Origin of the sequence: Mesorhizobium sp. M0001 (assembly GCF_040324255.1) — a bacterium.
GTDB lineage: Bacteria > Pseudomonadota > Alphaproteobacteria > Rhizobiales > Rhizobiaceae > Mesorhizobium.
Map to the genome: position 1 here is coordinate 61,424 of NZ_JAMYVS010000011.1, position 17,434 is coordinate 78,857.

The 17,434-nt window shown below is 63.1% G+C and carries 18 protein-coding genes and 2 pseudogenes; 8 read left to right on the forward strand and 12 right to left on the reverse strand.

Going from position 1 to position 17,434, the window contains the following annotated elements:
* Positions 1 to 28: 28 nt before the first annotated feature.
* Positions 29 to 142 (forward strand): annotated as a pseudogene (locus NKK50_RS25070) (SDR family NAD(P)-dependent oxidoreductase); the annotation flags it as partial.
* Positions 143 to 323: 181 nt separating this feature from the next.
* Positions 324 to 452 (forward strand): annotated as a pseudogene (locus NKK50_RS25075) (glutathione-dependent formaldehyde dehydrogenase); the annotation flags it as partial.
* Positions 453 to 1,612: 1,160 nt separating this feature from the next.
* Here the strand turns inward: NKK50_RS25075 and NKK50_RS31390 are convergent.
* Positions 1,613 to 1,921: an AraC family transcriptional regulator N-terminal domain-containing protein gene (locus NKK50_RS31390; protein WP_502896565.1), complete on the reverse strand. Its 309-nt coding sequence runs from the start codon at positions 1,919 to 1,921 to the stop codon at positions 1,613 to 1,615.
* Between the two features lie 463 nt (positions 1,922 to 2,384).
* On the opposite strand from NKK50_RS31390, the gene NKK50_RS25085 reads away from it, so the two are divergent.
* The 6 genes from NKK50_RS25085 to NKK50_RS25110 all read left to right on the forward strand — a co-directional run bounded on the left by NKK50_RS25085 (position 2,385) and on the right by NKK50_RS25110 (position 6,424).
* Positions 2,385 to 2,927: a sigma-70 family RNA polymerase sigma factor gene (locus NKK50_RS25085; RefSeq protein ID WP_352543988.1), complete on the forward strand. Its 543-nt coding sequence runs from the start codon at positions 2,385 to 2,387 to the stop codon at positions 2,925 to 2,927.
* Complete coding sequence (locus tag NKK50_RS25090) at positions 2,924 to 3,763, forward strand: anti-sigma factor family protein (RefSeq protein WP_031204120.1); 840 nt, start codon at positions 2,924 to 2,926, stop codon at positions 3,761 to 3,763. Before NKK50_RS25085 ends, NKK50_RS25090 begins: the two co-directional genes overlap by 4 nt.
* Before the next feature lie 280 nt (positions 3,764 to 4,043).
* Entirely contained in the window at positions 4,044 to 4,289 is a 246-nt protein-coding gene (locus tag NKK50_RS25095) for a DUF680 domain-containing protein (RefSeq protein ID WP_023670610.1), read from the forward strand.
* 95 nt (positions 4,290 to 4,384) lie between these two features.
* Entirely contained in the window at positions 4,385 to 5,356 is a 972-nt protein-coding gene (locus tag NKK50_RS25100; protein ID WP_023834044.1) for an MBL fold metallo-hydrolase, read from the forward strand.
* Between the two features lie 31 nt (positions 5,357 to 5,387).
* Positions 5,388 to 5,867 (forward strand): tetratricopeptide repeat protein, encoded by a 480-nt coding sequence (locus tag NKK50_RS25105; protein ID WP_023670612.1) that lies wholly within the window; start codon positions 5,388 to 5,390, stop codon positions 5,865 to 5,867.
* A 53-nt stretch (positions 5,868 to 5,920) separates the two neighbouring features.
* Positions 5,921 to 6,424, forward strand: coding sequence for a DoxX family protein (locus NKK50_RS25110; RefSeq protein ID WP_023834045.1), 504 nt, complete (start codon positions 5,921 to 5,923; stop codon positions 6,422 to 6,424).
* A gap of 343 nt (positions 6,425 to 6,767) precedes the next feature.
* Here NKK50_RS25110 and NKK50_RS25115 read toward each other — a convergent pair whose 3' ends face one another.
* From NKK50_RS25115 to sfnG, 11 genes are all read right to left on the reverse strand, one after another.
* Positions 6,768 to 7,076, reverse strand: coding sequence for a flavin reductase family protein (locus tag NKK50_RS25115; RefSeq protein ID WP_280806236.1), 309 nt, complete (start codon positions 7,074 to 7,076; stop codon positions 6,768 to 6,770).
* Positions 7,040 to 7,273 (reverse strand): flavin reductase, encoded by a 234-nt coding sequence (locus tag NKK50_RS25120; protein WP_023834046.1) that lies wholly within the window; start codon positions 7,271 to 7,273, stop codon positions 7,040 to 7,042. The genes NKK50_RS25115 and NKK50_RS25120 overlap by 37 nt, the downstream gene beginning before the upstream one ends.
* Positions 7,274 to 7,300: 27 nt before the next feature.
* Positions 7,301 to 8,731, reverse strand: coding sequence for an FAD/NAD(P)-binding protein (locus NKK50_RS25125; protein WP_023746468.1), 1,431 nt, complete (start codon positions 8,729 to 8,731; stop codon positions 7,301 to 7,303).
* Positions 8,728 to 9,903 carry an FMNH2-dependent alkanesulfonate monooxygenase gene (ssuD, locus tag NKK50_RS25130; RefSeq protein WP_023746467.1) on the reverse strand — a complete coding sequence of 392 codons (1,176 nt, stop codon included), beginning with the start codon at positions 9,901 to 9,903 and terminating at the stop codon, positions 8,728 to 8,730. Before ssuD ends, NKK50_RS25125 begins: the two co-directional genes overlap by 4 nt.
* A 33-nt stretch (positions 9,904 to 9,936) precedes the next feature.
* Positions 9,937 to 11,184 (reverse strand): SfnB family sulfur acquisition oxidoreductase, encoded by a 1,248-nt coding sequence (locus NKK50_RS25135; RefSeq protein ID WP_023746466.1) that lies wholly within the window; start codon positions 11,182 to 11,184, stop codon positions 9,937 to 9,939.
* Positions 11,181 to 11,972, reverse strand: coding sequence for an ABC transporter ATP-binding protein (locus NKK50_RS25140; protein ID WP_023746465.1), 792 nt, complete (start codon positions 11,970 to 11,972; stop codon positions 11,181 to 11,183). The genes NKK50_RS25135 and NKK50_RS25140 overlap by 4 nt, the downstream gene beginning before the upstream one ends.
* 65 nt (positions 11,973 to 12,037) lie before the next feature.
* Positions 12,038 to 13,369, reverse strand: a complete 1,332-nt coding sequence (locus tag NKK50_RS25145; RefSeq protein ID WP_023746464.1) for an ABC transporter substrate-binding protein — start codon at positions 13,367 to 13,369, stop codon at positions 12,038 to 12,040.
* Between the two features lie 50 nt (positions 13,370 to 13,419).
* Positions 13,420 to 14,469: a branched-chain amino acid ABC transporter permease gene (locus tag NKK50_RS25150; protein WP_023746463.1), complete on the reverse strand. Its 1,050-nt coding sequence runs from the start codon at positions 14,467 to 14,469 to the stop codon at positions 13,420 to 13,422.
* A gap of 3 nt (positions 14,470 to 14,472) precedes the next feature.
* Entirely contained in the window at positions 14,473 to 15,369 is an 897-nt protein-coding gene (locus NKK50_RS25155) for a branched-chain amino acid ABC transporter permease (RefSeq protein ID WP_023746462.1), read from the reverse strand.
* Positions 15,369 to 16,271 (reverse strand): ABC transporter ATP-binding protein, encoded by a 903-nt coding sequence (locus tag NKK50_RS25160; protein ID WP_352543989.1) that lies wholly within the window; start codon positions 16,269 to 16,271, stop codon positions 15,369 to 15,371. The genes NKK50_RS25155 and NKK50_RS25160 overlap by 1 nt, the downstream gene beginning before the upstream one ends.
* A gap of 51 nt (positions 16,272 to 16,322) precedes the next feature.
* Positions 16,323 to 17,423, reverse strand: coding sequence for a dimethylsulfone monooxygenase SfnG (sfnG, locus tag NKK50_RS25165; protein ID WP_023739635.1), 1,101 nt, complete (start codon positions 17,421 to 17,423; stop codon positions 16,323 to 16,325).
* Between the last annotated feature and the right edge of the window lie 11 nt (positions 17,424 to 17,434).

Genomic DNA, 17,434 nt, shown 5'->3' on the forward strand with positions numbered 1-17,434 from the left:
ATCAGGGATGCGGTCGTGGCAGCAGGCGATCAGCGGCTGGAAAAACAAGCTGCAGGTTGCAGCGGCGCATGGCACGCCGGCCGGCACCCTGACCGAGCAGCATTGCGGCATGGCCGAACCCGGCTCGGCCGCCAAGGGTTGAGGCCGGATGCTCGTTGGAAGCGGGAACATTTCACATCAAGCCAAGTTCGGGCTCGCAGAGCTTGTCGTCAAGGAACAGCACATGAAGGCCCTGACATGGCACGGCAAAGGCGACATACGTTGCGAACAGGTGGCCGATCCGACGATCCAGGATGAACGCGACATCGCTGCAGAAAGTTCGGAACGGCGATATCGACCCGTCATTCGTGATCACCCATCGGGCTGGCCTCAAGGCCGGGCCCGCACTTTACAAAACCTTCCGCGACAAGGAGGACGGCTGCATCAAAGTCGTGATGCGCCCGCACAGCTGACCGTTCTGTCCAATGGCCCGACTTTGTTGTCCGGCCATCTGCATGCTGAAAAGGCGAGAGTTGAAAATGGCCAAGGACAAACCCGTATCGACAAACCCGGCCGCCACACCTTCGGTCAGATCGCCTGAGGCCGCCGGCCTGCCACATCCCCGTCGCGATGCTGAAGACAGCGATTCCGGCGCCAAGCCGACGGCGCCCAAGACCGCTGGCGCCCAGGAAGCGTCCAGATCGCCACTCGACAGCCGCGTTGCAAATCGCAATGCCGGCCGTCCTCGTCAGGCAGGCACGACGCCTCGGCCGACCGACGAACCGCTGGAGTAAAATGAAACCTTAGATGCGGCGCGGGTATCTGCACCGCGGTGTGTGTGCAGTCAGGGTCTTCCTGCCCTGCCGACAGCGCCATACAGGTCTTGATCTCCCGTGGATCGCCGGGATCGGCAATCAAGACTTTAGCGGGAAATTCGATGGTTACCGTTGGCTGGATCGGCTTCGGCTCTACACGATTGTATTTACTATGTTTTTCTTCGTAACGGTGGGCAATTTGTATCACAATAGGTATCGCAACGCGTAACACATTTTCTGCTACTTCATGGTACATAACCACACGCGGTTGAAGCCGGCGCTACGATGCCGCTTCTCGGCGCTTTCATCAATTGATCTGCCAAGTCGCTGGCGGCGATCGGATCGTCTGGCGCCGCAATGGGGAATTGCTCGGCAACCCACCTGTCCAAAAACTTCAGTCCGGGAACACTCAACCCGTCAATCCCGCGTAGTGATGGCATCGAGTATCTTACTACCCACGCAGCTTGGCGTGTCCACGAACCTCCTGGCCGCCGGCGCGACGCAATGGCTCCTCGTGTATGAAGGCCTAGTAGGTCGAAACGTTAACTGCCGCCGCAGCCTTAGCACCGTCGTGACGAGGGCAAGGGTGCAGCGAGCAGTCCCATTCCCAAACCAAGGAATCCATCCCATGGCCCGAATTCCGGATCGTACAGTTGGCCGTCGCCGCAACCTGTGTACTCAAGCCCCTGCCCCTTTTGCCCGGTGCAGATCGCTTGCCCAGTACCAGGGGCGAGCGGCTCGCGTACGAGCAGTTACCAAATTCGACACGTTGTTGCTACAATCCCGCGCAAAAACGTTTCGGCCGTTCCATGCCGCTCTCAATCACGGAGTCGGCACCACCCCAGCAAGGTTGGAGGCAGTCTAAGCTCGTGACCTAGGCCGCGATCTGGTTCTTGCCAAAGCTGTTTCGAACATCCCTCGCGGGTGATAAGCGCGACGGCCGGCGCGATGGGCTTGCATGGCTGTCGGTGATTCCCGAGCGCGTGGATGCCTGCACCGTGGCGACCTGTCAGCAGCCAGTAGTGCATCTCACGAATAAGCTGGTTCTGCAGGATTGGGATTGACGCCGGACGATCGAGTAGTTTCATCAAACGCAATGCCAAAACCAGGGCGCCCGGACCAATCACATCGCCGAGAAAGAATCACGCTGTCCGGGAATAAAAAGCCGCTTGCCCTGGTCCTCCATGCATGAGCTGCTGATTGACCTTGAAGGGACGCCGCACTGCAAACCCACACATTGCCGAGCACGACGGTATCGGTCGACGAGTTCCAGGACCTCTGGAAGGCGATAGGTCGGCCGCCTGCGGCCGGCTGGCTCACCTGTCTGCCGAAGGTGCTGCCGCGGTCGGGATCGGGAAAGCTCAGGTGCCGCGCATGCGAAATGGGTCGTGAATTCGGCAATGCTTGTGCTCGAGAAGCATCCATCTGGATGCATGTTTGCGGTCCAGTGCGTGATTGACACCGATGCGACGTTTGCCCTCACATTCAACGCAGTTGGCGACCCGGGATGTTTCCTCTGGGTTCGATCGCAACGCAGAACCATTCTCGCCCCATGAGCACTCAAGGCGAGGCGCATGTGACGGTGTACCGATGCTGAGCAGCAATGCGCGAGCCGACCGCTTCGGCGAAGTGGTAATGCCCCATCTCGCCGACGCGCTTTCGCTGGCCCGCTGGCTGACCGGCAATGCCACCGACGCCGAGGATGTCGTGCAGGACGCCTGCATGAAGGCACACGCCAACATCGCAAGCTATGCCGGCGGCAATGCACGTGCCTGGCTGCTCACCATCGTTCGCAACTCGTGTTACACATGGCTGGCGCGCAATCGCCCGCGCAGCATCGTCTCGGTGGGCGACCTCGGTGATCTCGACGAGGTGAGCGCCGCTCACGCAGTCGATCTGAGTGAGAGCGAAAGCCCGGAGGCGAGCCTGATTGCCAGGGCAGACGTGGCGGCCCTGGAAGCGGCGATCGCCGCTCTGCCGCAACCATTTCGAGAAACGCTCGTGCTGCGCGACGTCAATGGCCTCGCCTACCGCGATATCGCAGCCATGCTGGGCGTGCCGATGGGCACGGTGATGTCGCGGCTGGCGCGGGCGCGTGGCCTGCTGATCTCTGACCTTGGGAGGGCGCAATGAGTGCGCACAACGATGGATTGCCCGAGGACGCCGCCGGCATGAACCTGATGCTGCACGCGCTGATAGATGGCGAGCTTGACGCCGCCGCGGCCATGGCTGTCGAGCGGCGCATCGCCGCCGATCCCAAGCTGGCGGCCGAACATGCCCGCATCATGGTCTTGCAAGGGGCTGTGGCCAGGCTGACGAAGCCCCAGGTGAGCGACGAGTTCAGCGCGCGCATTGCAGCCATGGCAGCATCCGGCAGCGTCGAGGTGCTGCGGCCCAGAGCGCCGATACGGGCGAAGTCCGCTCGAACGTGGTGGTCGGCGCGCAACTTCGGATCATTCGACTGGCGCGCCATGGCGGCCTCGATCATGATCAGCGCTGTTCTGGCCAGCGGCGCGACGCAATGGGCGATGCAGCCTAGCGTAGCCGATAGCTTTGCCGCAGGCGTGGCCAGCGGCCACCAACGCAGCCTGCTGGCGACCAGCCCCGTCGATGTAGTCTCGTCGGACCGGCACACCGTAAAGCCATGGCTCGATGCAAGGCTCGGCCTTTCGCCGCCGGCTCCTAATATGGTGAAAGACGGATTTGCGCTCATCGGTGGCAGGGTCGAGGTCATCGGCGGCCGGGCAATGCCGGCGCTGGTTTATCGCCACCGCGAGCATTTGATCACCCTTGTCGCCGAGCCGCAAAATGCCGGGGCGGTGACCGACCCCGTCGATCTCTCGGAGGGCGGCTTCTCGCTGGTGCAATGGAGCGACGGCGCCTTCTCCTACTGGGCGATTTCCGACATGGAGCGGCCGGAGCTCGACGACTTCGTGGCGCGCTTCCGCGCCGCGGTCGTCCCCGGCTGATAACCGACCGTCGGCACTCCAACCGATATCGAGTGCCGACCTGCGCTAGCCTTGACGTTCCTGCCCGGGTGACAGACCACGGCAGCAGCATGGCGCCGACGTCGAACGCGTCCTCGTGCAGCGTCGGCTCCAGTTCGGGGCGGACGCCGGCCCCTGTTTTCGGGAAATCTCAAAAGAATTTCGCGCCGCCCGGGAATAAAGGGATGTCCTGATGGGTCTTGTTGTTAGCGGGGCCAATTTCCCGGCACGCACCCAAGAAACGAAAAAAGGATCTACCGAAATGACCAAGCTCGCTCTCAGCGTGGCTGCCATGCTGCTTGCCTCAACCGCTGCCTTTGCCGGCAGCGACCATGGCGGCAACAACTCCAATCAGCCGGTCGCTACCGTTGACACCAATGCCACTGCTTCCATTTCCCCCTCCCCGCGCCAAGCCGGCGTCGACACCATGGTGACGACCGGGCCGCGCCAGGGGTCGGTTCAGGACATCATCACCAGGCACAACAACGACGGCATCTGGGGCCGCTGAAGGCACCCTTCCGAACATCTTCTCTTACCACTCACGATGGAGAGCCAAACCTTTGGCTCTCCATCATCACCCCATAAGGCTGCAGGAGATCACCTATGTTCATGATGACACGTCGCACGTTGCTTGGAACCACGCTCGCCGCGACCGCCTTCGGTCTGGCCGGCAAGCTGGAATTCACCCGTCCCGCCTTCGCCGAAACGTCGGTCGAGCCGACCGTCGGCTTCTACAAATACAAGGTCGGTGATATCGAGGTCACCGCCATCTATGACGGCATCTGGCGCAAGCCGCACGACCCGGCCTTCATCAAGGATGTTTCCGTCGAGGACACCAAGGCAGCGCTTGCCAAGGCCGGCCTGACGACAGACTTCATGCCCATCCCGCTCACCGTCATCGTCCTCAAGATGAACGGCAGGCTGATCATGATGGATGCCGGATCGGGCGTCGGCCAATGGCAGACCAATGCCACCCATCTGCCGGCCAACATGGCCGCCGCCGGCATCGACTATAAGACGATCGACACCATCATGATCTCGCATTTCCACCCCGACCATGTCTGGGGCCTGATGGAAAAGGGGACCGATGCACCGGTGTTCCCCAATGCCGAGCTGATCGTCAACGCCACGGAATACAATTGGTGGACCGACCCCAGCCGGCTGGCCAAGCTGCCGGAAGGCCGCAAGCCGGCGGGCAAGCGCGTCGCCGAAAATTTTCCGAAATGGAAGAACTGGAAGCTGGTCAATGACGGCGCCGAAGTCGCACCCGGCATCCAGATCATCGCTGCGCCCGGCCACACGCCGGGACATTCGGTCTACCTCGCCAACTCCGGCAAGGAACAGCTGATGATCTCGGCCGACACCATGTATGTGCCCGCCCTTCTGGCGCCGCATCCGGAGTGGCAGGGCAGTTACGACCAGGACGGGCCGATGGCGATCACCACGCGGCACAAGCTGATCGATCGCGTGATCGCCGACAACATCCGGATCTCGGGTTCGCATTTCCCGTTCCCCGGCACCGGCGTCTTCGTGAAAGACGGCAATGCCTATGGTTTCACCCCAGTTCAGATTTGAGCGCGAGCTCCCAACCCAAGCGAGAAAGATGATGAAGCAATCCTATCTGGGCAAGCACGCCCTGTTTGGCCTGCTCGGCGCCATTGCCGTGCTGACCGTCGTTCCCGTGGCCACTATCATGCCGGCCTATGCGGTCGACGACCTCGAAGGCACCGATGCACCCGACCTCACCGCCGTCCAGGCCAAGATCGCCGTCAAGGACTACAAGGGCGCGCTGGCCGATCTGCGTGATCTCGCGCAGGACAACCAGCAGGCCGACGTCTACAACCTGCTCGGCTTCACGCTGCGCAAGACGGGCGATTTCACCACGGCGCTGACCTACTACAACAAGGCGCTCGAGCTGAAGCCCGACCACAAGGCCGCCCGCGAATATCTGGGCGAACTCTATGTAGAGACCGGCGACATGGCCAAGGCCAACGAGCAGTTGGCGTCGCTGCAGAAGCTGTGTCCCGCCGGCTGTGAAGAACTCGAAGACCTCCACAAGGCCATCGACACCAAGGTGACAAAGTAAACCAGGCAGGTGCTGCAAGGCGCCTGCCCCTTTCCCATTGCCTGGAGCCCATCGTGACAACGACACAAACCGCCTGGAAACCACATCTCACCGACTTGACCCTGCTGACGGGTCGCCTGCTGCTCTCATTGCTCTTCGTGCATGAAGGCCTGGAGCTGGCGACGCATTTCGCCGGTGCAGCCAAGGCGATGGCGGCGCTCGGCGTCAGCCTGCCGCTTTTAATAGCCACCATAGCGCTGCAGCTGGGAGCTGGCTTTTCGGTCGGCCTTGGTCTGCTGACGCGTCTGGGCGCGGTGGCGCTCGGACTGTTCTGTTTGGCAACGGCAGCTTTGTTCCACACCAATTTCGCCAACCAGAACGAATTGCTGCATCTCGAAAAGGATCTCGCCATAGCGGGCGGCATGTTCGTCCTGGCCGTAGCCGGCGCCGGGGCGATATCTCTCGACAGGGTGCTGAACGGCCTCGTGAAGCGCCGGCAACAGGACAGAGAGACGGTTGCGGCGCTCATAGCGGCCGGTAGGCCTCTCTCGTTGGGCGAAATCAAGCTTCCATTCTAAACCGGCCAACACGCCGGGCATCATACAACCCGCCCGCCCGGTCGGCGCCCGCAAACTGCCTCGGGGGGTGACGCAAGCCGTTCCTGGCGTGTCCTCCATTTTACGTCCGCTTATCGGCGCGGATAGTAATGCCCAGGAAGGACCTGCGACGATTCCGATCAGCAAGCCTCTTAATCGTTGTTGCAGTCGGCGATCTGCAGAGGTTCAAGGCATCCGTTGTTTGAATTACGTGCTCCCGCGCCGCGGATCATTCGCGGTTCTGGTATGCCAGAAGGCCAAGCATCGCGAGCGTCACTTTTCCGAGATTTGCATGGCTGTCAGAAAACGACACGTACCAACCCGCTCACGACGATCCATAGGCGCCGCGATGATAGATCAACGCCGGGCCAGGCTCTCCGCTCACCACATGCCGGACGCTGCCGAGGATTAGCGCATGGCTATGGCGAACTATCGTATCCTCGACGGTGCAATCGACTGCGGCAAGCGCACCTTCGAGCGCCAATGCGCCGCTTGCAAGGGTGGACCAGCGTGCACCCTCGTAGCGAGCCTGCCCCTTGAGGCCGCCTCGACCAGCAAAACGGTCGGCAATCGCGATCTGGTCGGCGCGTAGCACATTCACGCAGAAGTGCCGATGCCGGTGATGGCTGCCCATGTCGACGAGCTCAGGTTGATGCTGACGACCATCACCTCCGGTTCGACCGACAAGGAATGGGCTGTGGTAATTGTTGCGCCCGTCCGCTCGTCGCCGATGCCTGCGGTGACCACGGACACGGCTCCGGCCAGGTGTCGCATCGCAAATTTTAGGGAGATCCGGGTTTCATCCGGCAGAATGCGTTCGGTTAGTGTCATCTGGATAGCCTCATCGTGTTTGCACCTTCACGACGCCCTGCGACGCAACGCCGTCTGGTAACCCAACCATTGGTGAATTTCGGTGGCGATGCTCTCGGCATGGGCGGTGACTTCAGGGATGCCCATCAGCTCGCCGACGCTGCCGCGCGCCAGCGGTCCGCTGATGAAAATATTGTCGGCCGGGTGACCTGACTTACCGACCGCGCGGCCGTGGCTGTCGGTGTCGAGACCAAGGCCGGTTGGGTCAAGACGGACCAGGCCCAGATGTCCAAGGGCGGCAATCGCCGTGTTGGTGCGAAGAATGTCCGCATGCGCCGGCCCGGTCGTCACGATCACGCTGTCGAACGTCTCAACGATGAGGTCGTGTCGGCGCCTTGACCGCTGCGTGACGCGGATACGTCCGTCGGCCTCTTCGGCCTCGACAATCGATCCGGCGCGATAAGCGAGCGTCCCCTCGTCAAGGCGGCGATCCAGCACGACTGCTACCTGTGGCGCGATGCGGAAACGATGCACGTCCCAGAGCGCGCGAAGATGGCGCACCACGCGGCGCTGCTCGGCGAGCGGCAAGGCCTGCCAGATCAACTGCCCCTGACGCCGGACAGCGTCGAGGACCGGATACCCGTCTTCGCCCTGTCGCGTCGCTGCCGCGATCGTGGCCCGGATGCGCCTGAGCAGCACCGTGGCGCTGCGTAAAGGCAGGCTGGTGAAGTCGCCTATCGGGTCGCCCTGCATGGCGGCCTGCACATGCGAGCGATAGCCATGGCGCGACAGTGCCGTGATGCGGCCGCGATGACCTCTACGGTCGAGGGCTGCAATGACGTCGGCCGAGGTCAGACCGGTGCCAACAATGAGAACACGGTCGTCGCGGCCGATCGCCTGCAGCCGTTCGAGATCGTAGGGATTGGCCACCAATCCGGCGACTGAGGCCACGCTGCGCAGCGGCGCCGGGAGGGCCGGCAATGGATGCGTCGCCGCGATCACCACAGCATCGGTGGAAAGCGTTGCGCCATCGGACAGGACAAGCCGGTAGCCCTCGCCACTGCGCTCGACCCAAGCAACTTCGGCCCTGACATGGCGGATCGCCTTGCTTTGCAGGAAGGGCTGCAGGTGGGATTCGACATAGCGGCCGAAGACCCGACGCTGCGGGTAAATCGCGCCGCTGGCGGCGATGGCCTGCGTATCGTCCAGAATAGCGCCGGTCTGCTCCAGCCAGTCGGAAAAATGGCCCTCCTCACCTGAGATCAGCGTCATCCTGGACGCCCGCACGTTGATGCGGTGCGAGGGATCGGCCGTCGAATAGGCCAGACCATAGCCGAGCGCCTCGCGGGGTTCGACGACCACGATATCGGCTGCATCGGCGGGCAGCAGCCGCGCCAGGTGAAACGCGGTTGCGGCGCCGGAAAAGCCGCCGCCAATGATGGCGACCGTCAGTTTCCCAGCCCTGCGGGAAGCGCTCAAGACTGGCTCGCGCGCAGCGCCGATGGTCGATGATCTCCGGCCACCGTTTCGCCGAACGGTCCCATGTTCACCGTCGTCGGCCGGGTCGAGATTTCGTGATCGAGCGGCAGCAGCGGCAGCACCAGTTCGCCGAAGCGATAGGCTTCCTCCAGATGCGGATAGCCGGACAGGATGAAGGTATCGATGCCAATCCTTCGGTATTCGTCGATCCGTTCTGCCACGGTCGCCGCGTCACCGACCAAGGCGGTGCCGGCGCCGCCGCGCACGAGGCCAACGCCGGCCCAAAGGTTCGGGCTGATTTCGAGCTTGTCGCGGCTGCCGCCATGCAACCGGCTCATGCGCGACTGGCCAACCGAATCCATGCGGGCGAAAACCTTCTGTGCCTCGGCGATCGTCTTGTCGTCGAGGCGGCTGATCAGCCGATCGGCATCGGCCCAGGCCTCGTCATTGGTCTCGCGAACGATGACATGCAATCGGATGCCAAAGCTCACTTCGCGGCCGGCTTTTTCGGCAAGGCCCCGCACATGCTCGACCTTGGCGGCGACGTCCGCCGGCGGCTCGCCCCAGGTGAGGTATTTGTCGATCTGCTCGGCGGCGACTGCATTGGCTACCTCCGACGAGCCGCCGAAATAGAGCGGCGGGTGCGGCGTCTGCACCGGCGGAAACAGCAGCCTTCCATCCTCGATGCGGAAATGCTTGCCTTCGAAGGCGACGGTTTCGCCGCGCAGCACCGCCTTGTAGATGTCGAGAAATTCCCGCGTCACCTCATAACGCTCATCATGGCTGAGGAAGATGCCGTCGCCCTTGTTCTCGACCGGATCGCCGCCGGTGACCACGTTGATCAGCAGCCGCCCACCGGAGATGCGGTCGAGTGTCGAGGTCATGCGCGCGGCGAGCGTCGGCGATTGCAGACCCGGCCGTACGGCGACGAGGAAGCGCAACCGCTGCGTCAGCGGCGCCAGCGCCGACGCCACCACCCAGCTGTCTTCGCAACTGCGCCCGGTCGGCAGCAACGCGCCATAATAGCCGATGGCGTCGGCGGCCTTGGCGACCTGGGTGAGATAGGGCAGATCGACCGCCCTGCCGCCCTCGGAGGTGCCGAGGTAGCGGCTGTCGCCATGCGTCGGGAGAAACCACAGGACCTTAATCCTGGAGGGGGTGGCAGCGCTCATGAATAGTCCTTTGTGACTTTACGGCGTTCCCGCTCAGCTCCAGGCGTGGAGCGGCGGGTTCACCTCGTTCAGGTAATAGTTCCCCAGGATCGCGTATTTCCAGCGCACCGGATCGTGCAGCGTGTGGGTGCGGGCATTGCGCCAGTGGCGGTCGAGATTGTGCTCGGCCAGCGTGGATCGCGTGCCGGCAAGTTCGAACAGTTTGTTGGTGGCGTTTATGGCGATCTCGGTGGTGAGGATCTTGGATTCGGCGACCGCGATCTGCGCTTCCGCGACCGTCTTCGCGTTAGGATCGGCCACGGCGCGGTCGACCGCAAGGCCGGCCTTTTCCAGAATAGCCTCGGCCGCATTGGCGCGCAGGCGAAGGTCGCCGATCGCCTGGATCGTATAGGGATCCTGCCAGGCATGATCGACGCCGCTGTCGATCCACGCGCGCGACCTGGTACGCACGAAGCTGACCGTCTCGTCGATCGCCGCCTTGGCGATGCCGAGATCGACCGCCGCCTGGATGATCTGGAAGATGGGTCCGTCGGCTGTCGGTTTGTCGTACCCCTTGTAGCCGGGGACGAGATGCGTCTTCGCCACCTTCACATTGTCGAGCAGGACCGTGCCGGAGAGCGTCGTCTTCTGGCCGAAGCTCGACCAGTCATCGATGACGGTCAGTCCGGGCGCGCCGCGATCGGCGATGGCATACCAGGCGCGCCCCTCGTCATCGAGCGCCACAATCGGCACCAGATGGGCGAGCAGGGCGCCGCTTGAATAGAATTTCTGGCCGTTGACCACGACATGGTCACCGGCATCGACGAACTTGGTCTCGAAGTCGGCGGCACGCTTGGAGCCGAACTCGGAAAACGCGTTGCCAAAGCGCGTGCCGGACAGTGCCTCGGCGAAGAGCAGCTTTTTCTGCGCCTCGTCCGAAACCGTGCGGATGGCGGCGACCACGCCGAGATGGTTCTGCGGAATCTGGCCAAGCGAGGGATCAGCCGTCGAGATGATGGTGATCACCTTCGACAGCGTCACATAGGACACCTCCGGCCCCCCATAGGCCTTCGGCACATTGATCGACCACAAGCCGCTCTGCGAAAAAGCATCGAGCTCTTCCTTCGGCCAGATGCGCTCGCGGTCCCGCTTCGAGGCTTCCCTAGCGAATTCAATGGCAAGTTTTTCGGCGATGGCGATCGCCTCGGCATCGGTCTTGATGATATGCGCCTTGGCCGACGGGCGCTCGACCGGAGGCACGGCGACGCGCGCGTCGGACGGCTGCTTGGATTGGATGGTCATGCTGCAGTCTCCTGGGGAAAGTGTTGCGATGGAAGCGGCGCGCCGCCGAGATAATAGGTCTTGATGTCGTCGCGCTGGCGCAGGTCGGCAGCCGACCCTTCCAGCACGCTTTTGCCGTTTTCGAGGACGGTGGCACGATCAGCATATTTCAGCGCCACCGCCGAATTCTGCTCGGCGACAAGGATCGAAAGACCCTCGTCCCGATTGAGCCGCTTCAAGGCGCTGAAGATCTCGTCGACGATCAGCGGCGCGAGCCCCATCGAGGGCTCGTCGAGCACGAAGAGTTTCGGCCGCGACATCAGTCCGCGACCGATCGCCGTCATCTGCTGCTCGCCGCCGGAGGTGAGGCCGGACCGCGTGCGCCGTTTCTCGAGAAGCCTCGGAAACAGCGCGTAGACACGCTCAAGGTCGGCCTTCACGCCAACGCGCGAGGATGAACGCCCGAGCGCCCCGGTCAGAAGGTTCTCCTCGACCGTCAGCGAGCGAAAGCAGTGCCGGCCCTCGAGAACCTGGACCAGGCCCTTGCGGACGAGGTGCGAGGGACTTGCCCTAGAAACATCCTCGCCATCGAAAATGATCCGGCCGGCAGTGACGGAGCCGCGCTCTGCCGGCAGAAGATTGGATGCGGCGCGCAACAGCGTCGTCTTGCCGGCGCCGTTGGAGCCGAGCAACGCCACGATCTCGCCCTTGCCGACCGAGAGGTCGACGCCATGCAGGGCGGCAATGGCGCCGTTGTAGACGGCCTCGACGCGGCTGATCGACAGGATCGGATTTTCCGGGCTGGACATCGATAACTCCGCTGCGAAGATGGATGGCACGGCCGGCCCGCGGGCCGGCCGTGAGCTCTTCAAACTCAGTTGCTGACCACCGCATCGGCGTCTTCGGCCGTGCGGATCTTGAGGCCCTTTTCCTTGGCATAGGCCTCGGACGACTTCTCGATGATCGGGCGCAGCAGCTTCCAGTCCGGCGCGATCCAGTCGGACACGACGTTCCACTTCTTGCCGTCCCACTGCTGGAAGGTCACGTAGCCGTCACCTTCGTGATTGTCCCAGGAGACGTTGATCGAGTGGAACAGGTCCTTGGCACCGAGCGCCTCGACGCGCGCCGGGTCGAGCTTGAGGTGTTCGAAGCCCCAACGGACCTCATCGCCGGTCAGCGTGCGATTGCCGAATTTGGCCTGCGCGATGCGGATGGCTTCGACATTGAGGATGCCGTTGACGATGCCGAGATTGTGGTAGACCGAGCCGATGCGGCTCTTGTCCTCGAGATTGCCCTTGCCGGCGTCGTAGACCGTCTTGACGATCTCCTTGACGACCGGGTAGTCGGCGCCAGACGCCTGGGTGGTGATGGCGGTGTAGCCCTTGGCGGCGTCGCCGGCGGGGATGACGTCCTCTTCAGAGTTGGACCAGACATTGCCGACGATGTGATCGGCCGGGAAGCCGGTCTTCTGCGCGGTCTTCAGCGCAACCGGGTTCATCACGCCCCAGCCGCGCAGCACGACATAGTCGGGACGATCGCGACGGATCGTCAGCCACTGTGCCTGCTGCTCGTTGCCGGGGTGCGGAACCTCGATCTGCGACAGTTCGAAACCGTATTTCTGCGACAGCAGCTCATAGATCGGGATCGTCTCCTTGCCGTAGGGCGAGCCGTGATAGAGCACGACGATCTTCTTGCCCTTGAGCTTGTTGAGGCCGCCTTCCTTGGAGGCGATGTAGTTCACGATGCCCGATGTTTCGCTGTAGGGGTTGAGCAGCAGCGGGAAGACGTAAGGGAATACCCGACCGTCGGTGGTGTCGGTGCGGCCGTGATTGATGGTGATAAGCGGCACCTTGTCGTCGGTGATGCGGTCGATCATGGCGTAGGCGATGCCGACCGAGAGCGGGTTCCAGGCGGCGATGCCGGGATTGCTCTTCAACCGTTCGTAGACCTCGACGCCCTTCTCGACCTCATACTGGGTTTCGCCCTCGCTCCAGGTCAGCTTGACGCCATTGACGCCGCCGTCGCGGATGTTGATCAGGTTGAGATAGTCGATGAAGCCGCCGAAGAAGCCGGTGCCGCCCGCGGCATAGGGGCCGACGCGGTAGCTCTGCAGCGGGAAATATTGTTCGTCGGCATGGACGGCTGTCGCGCCGAGCACGAAAGCGGTGGCGATCGCCGCTTTCTTGAGGTGACTGAAGAAGGTCATGAGTTGCGTCTCCTGAGGTTTTGGGTCCGTGAGAGAATGTCGAGCGGCGCTCAGCTGGACCTTGAGCCGATCCGTCGTTTCAGGCGGTCGAAGAGGGCCGACAGCCCGTTCGGTTCCGCGATGAGGAAAATGATGATGAGCGCGCCAAGCACGATGCGCTGGCTCATGTCGAGCACACCAGAATCGAACAGGCCGCCAAACACGAAGGCGCCGAGCCGAGACAGAAAGAGCGGGAAGACGACGATGAATGCGGCGCCCAGAAACGCACCGCGTATCGAAGCCAGCCCGCCGATGATGATGATGAACAGGATCTGGAACGAGCGGTCGAGATTGAAGCCGGCCGGCTCGACCGTGCGCAGATAGGTGAAGGCCCACAGCACGCCGGCGACGCCGATGATGAAGGATGAAATGGCGAACGCCAGCAGCTTGGTCGTAAGCACCGGGACGCCTATCACTCGCGCGGCGGTTTCGTTGTCGCGCACCGCGATGAAGTTGCGGCCGGTGGCGCTGTTGACCAGCCGCCAGACCAGCGCCGTCAGCACGATGACGGTGGTGACGGAAAGCAAATAGCGGCCGGTGGCGCCGTCGAGCGAAAAACCGGCTACGGCAAGGTGCGGTGCAGAAATCACCCCGGACGGATTGTCGTTGGAGAACCAGCCGAACTTGGTCAGCGCCCACTGCACGAAAAACTGGGCGGCCAGCGTCGAGACAGCGAGATAGAAGCCGCGCAGGCGCAGGCTCGGCAATCCGAAGATGACGCCGATGCCGGCGGCCGAAATTCCCGCCAGGATCATGGTCGCCGCCAGCGGCAGTCCTTCCACCCGCAGGTTGAAATTGTATGCGGCGAAGGCGCCTACCGCCATGAAAGCGGAGGAGCCAAGCGAAAGCTGGCCGCAATAGCCGGTCAAGAGGTTGAGGCCGACTGCCGCCAGGCTGAGCGCCAGGAACGGCAGCAGGATCGCCTCAACCAGATAGCTCGAGGCATAGGCCGGGATCAGGCCGTAGGCGACGACGATCAGCACGGCCGGCAAAGCGAATTTCCGGGCGAACTTCTGCCAGTCGATTGGAAGCCTGGCGGCGTCGAGCGCTTGCACGGCCATCGGTCAGACCCTTTCGACGGTTTTCTGGCCAAACAGGCCGGAGGGACGCACCAGCAGCACGACCAGCGCCAGCGCATAGGCGAACCAGCCTTCGATGCCGCCGCCGACGAAGGGGCCGAGATAGACCTCGGCGAGCTTTTCGCTGGCGCCGATGATCAGGCCGCCGACGATGGCGCCAAGGATGGAATCGAAGCCGCCAAGCACCAGCACCGGCAGCGCCTTCAACACGATCAGTGACAGCGAGAACTGGACGCCGAGGCGGGCACCCCACAGCAGTCCCGCGACCAGCGCCACGAAGCCCGCGGCCGTCCACACCGTTCCCCAGATCCGCGGCAGCCGCAGTCCGACGGCAAGGGCCGCGAACTGGTCGTCGGCGACGGCGCGAAACGCCAGCGCGATCCGGGTCCAATAGAAGAAGGCGCTCAAGCCCGCCACCATCGCTGCGGCGATGCCAGCTGCCAGAAGGTCGAACGACGAGATCAGGATGCCGCCGACCTCGAAGGGCGTGTCGTCGATGCCGAGATCAAGCCCGTGCACCTGCGTGCCCCAGATCAGTTGGGCAGCGCCCTCAATGATGTAGGACAGGCCAAGCGTGGCCATGAACAGTGTCATCGGCGAGCGGTTCACCAGCGGCCTGAGCACGGTTCGCTCGATGGTGAAACCCAGCGCGACCATGACTGCGAAGGTGATGAGCAGCGCAAGCGCAAACGGGATGCCGCGTTCGACCAGGCTGACAAAGGTGAGTGCCGCAAACAGCACCATCGACCCTTGCGCGAAGTTCAGCACACCCGACGTCTTGTAGATCAGCACGAAGCCGATGGCGACGAGCGAATACATGACTCCCGACAACAGGCCGCCGACCAGCACTTCGACAACGAAGAGAAAATCATAGTAGCTCATCAGATGCCCTCGCCATCCTCGCCCTCGGCGGTGCCGAGATAGGCCCGGATCACGTCCGGATCGGCGCGCACTTCGGCCGGCGTGCCGTCGGCGATCTTGCGGCCGTAATCGAGCACGGCGACGCGGTCGGATAGGCCCATGACGACCCCGATGTCGTGCTCGATTAGGATGATGGTGACGCCATGCCGGTCGCGCGCGGCGCGCACGAACCCGGCCATCTCGGCTTTCTCGGTCGCCGTCATGCCCGCCATCGGTTCGTCGAGCAGCAGGATCTTCGGCTCGGCAACCAGCGCTCGCGCCAGTTCGACCCGCTTCTGCAAGCCGTAGGGCAGCGTCGCAACCAGCCGATCGGCGACCGTTTCCAGATGCAGGAAGGCGATTGTCTGGTCGACCTTTTCGGCAATCGCAGCGTCTTCGCGCCTGGCGCGTGGCAGGCCGGCAATATGTTCGACGAAACTGGCGCGCCTGGTGTGGACGCGGCCCGACGCGATGTTGTCGTGCACGGAAAGCCCGGGAAAGAGCGCCAGGTTCTGGAAGGTGCGCGCGACGCCCAGACGTGCCAGACGGTTCGCGGGCACACGGGAGAATGACTGGCCGGCGATCGCGATCTTGCCGTGGTCGGCGTGATAGAGGCCGCTGATGATGTTGATCAGCGAGGATTTGCCTGCGCCGTTGGGGCCGATCACGGCGCGGATTTCGCCGCTCTTGACCTCGAGATCGATATCGCTCAGCGCCGTGACGCCGCCGAACGAAATGCCAATCCCGCTCAGAGTCAGGATCGCATCGACCTTTGCCGACAGGCGCGCCGGGCGCGTGTCCGTGAGTGGACCAGCGCCAGCAAGAATGCCGGGGATTTCGGGCGCACGCTCGTATGCGGCGGCTCCCAGCGAAGCACCAATCATGACACGTTCCTGATTTTGAAGGAGTGCGCGGCCCGCAGGCCACGCCCTGGCCTATTCGGCGGCGACAAGCTCCCTGTCACGCGCCGCTTCCAGTTCGCGCACCAGCGGGATGATGCGCTTGCCGAAGAACTCGACCTCTTCCTGGAAATGCAGGAAGCCGAGCAGGATCAGATCGGCGCCGGCATCCTTCAGCTTGAGGATGCGTTCGGCGATCTGTTCCGGCGTGCCAATCAGATTGCTGCGGAAGCCGTCATTGTATTGCACCAGATCCTCAAGGGACGACTTCGCCCAGTTTCCCTCGCCTTCCGGCGAGGCCTTGCCGGCATTCTTGACCTGGTCGGCAAAGCCCTGCACCGCTTCGGGATTGGCCTTGGCGACGATCTCGTCCAGCACGGCGCGTGCTTCCGCCTCGGTTTCGCGAGCAATGGCAAAGGCGTTGACGCCGATCTTCACCTTGTGGCCATTCGCCTTCGCCTTGGCCTGGATATCGTCGACCTGCTTCCTGATCTCTTCGGGCGTGTTGCCGTTGGTGAAATACCAGTCGGACACCCGCGAAGCCATGTCACGCGCGGCGCGCGACGAGCCGCCCTGGAAGATCTCGGGCTGCGGATCGATCGGCTTCGGCTTCATCGAGTAGTTGGTGAAGCGATAGAAGTCGCCCTTCAGCGTAAAATTGTCCTCGGTCCAGATGCCGCGCAACGCGCGGATGAACTCCTCCGAGCGGCGGTAGCGCTCGTCATGGTCGAGCCACAGCTCGCCGATGGCGGCGAACTCGCCACGGAACCAGCCGCTGACGACATTGACGGCCACGCGGCCATTGGTCAGGTGGTTGATGGTGGCGATCTGCTTGGCCGCCAGCGCCGGGTTCCATGGACCGGGCAAGACGGCGGCAATCACTTTCAGCGTTGTGGTGGCGGCCAGCAGTGCGTGGCTGAACGACACGGATTCGTGCTGGTTGTCGGCGCCGTAGCCGGCGGTGAAGCGGATCTGGCTCAGTGCGTAGTCGAAGCCGTTGGCCTCTGCGATCTGGGCGAGCTTGCGGTTGTAGTCGATGTCCCAACCGGTCCGCTGCTCGATGTTGGAGATGACCAGGCCGCCGGAGACGTTCGGAACCCAGTAGGCGAATTTCAGGCCGTCGGAATGAGACGTCATGTCGTTGTTCC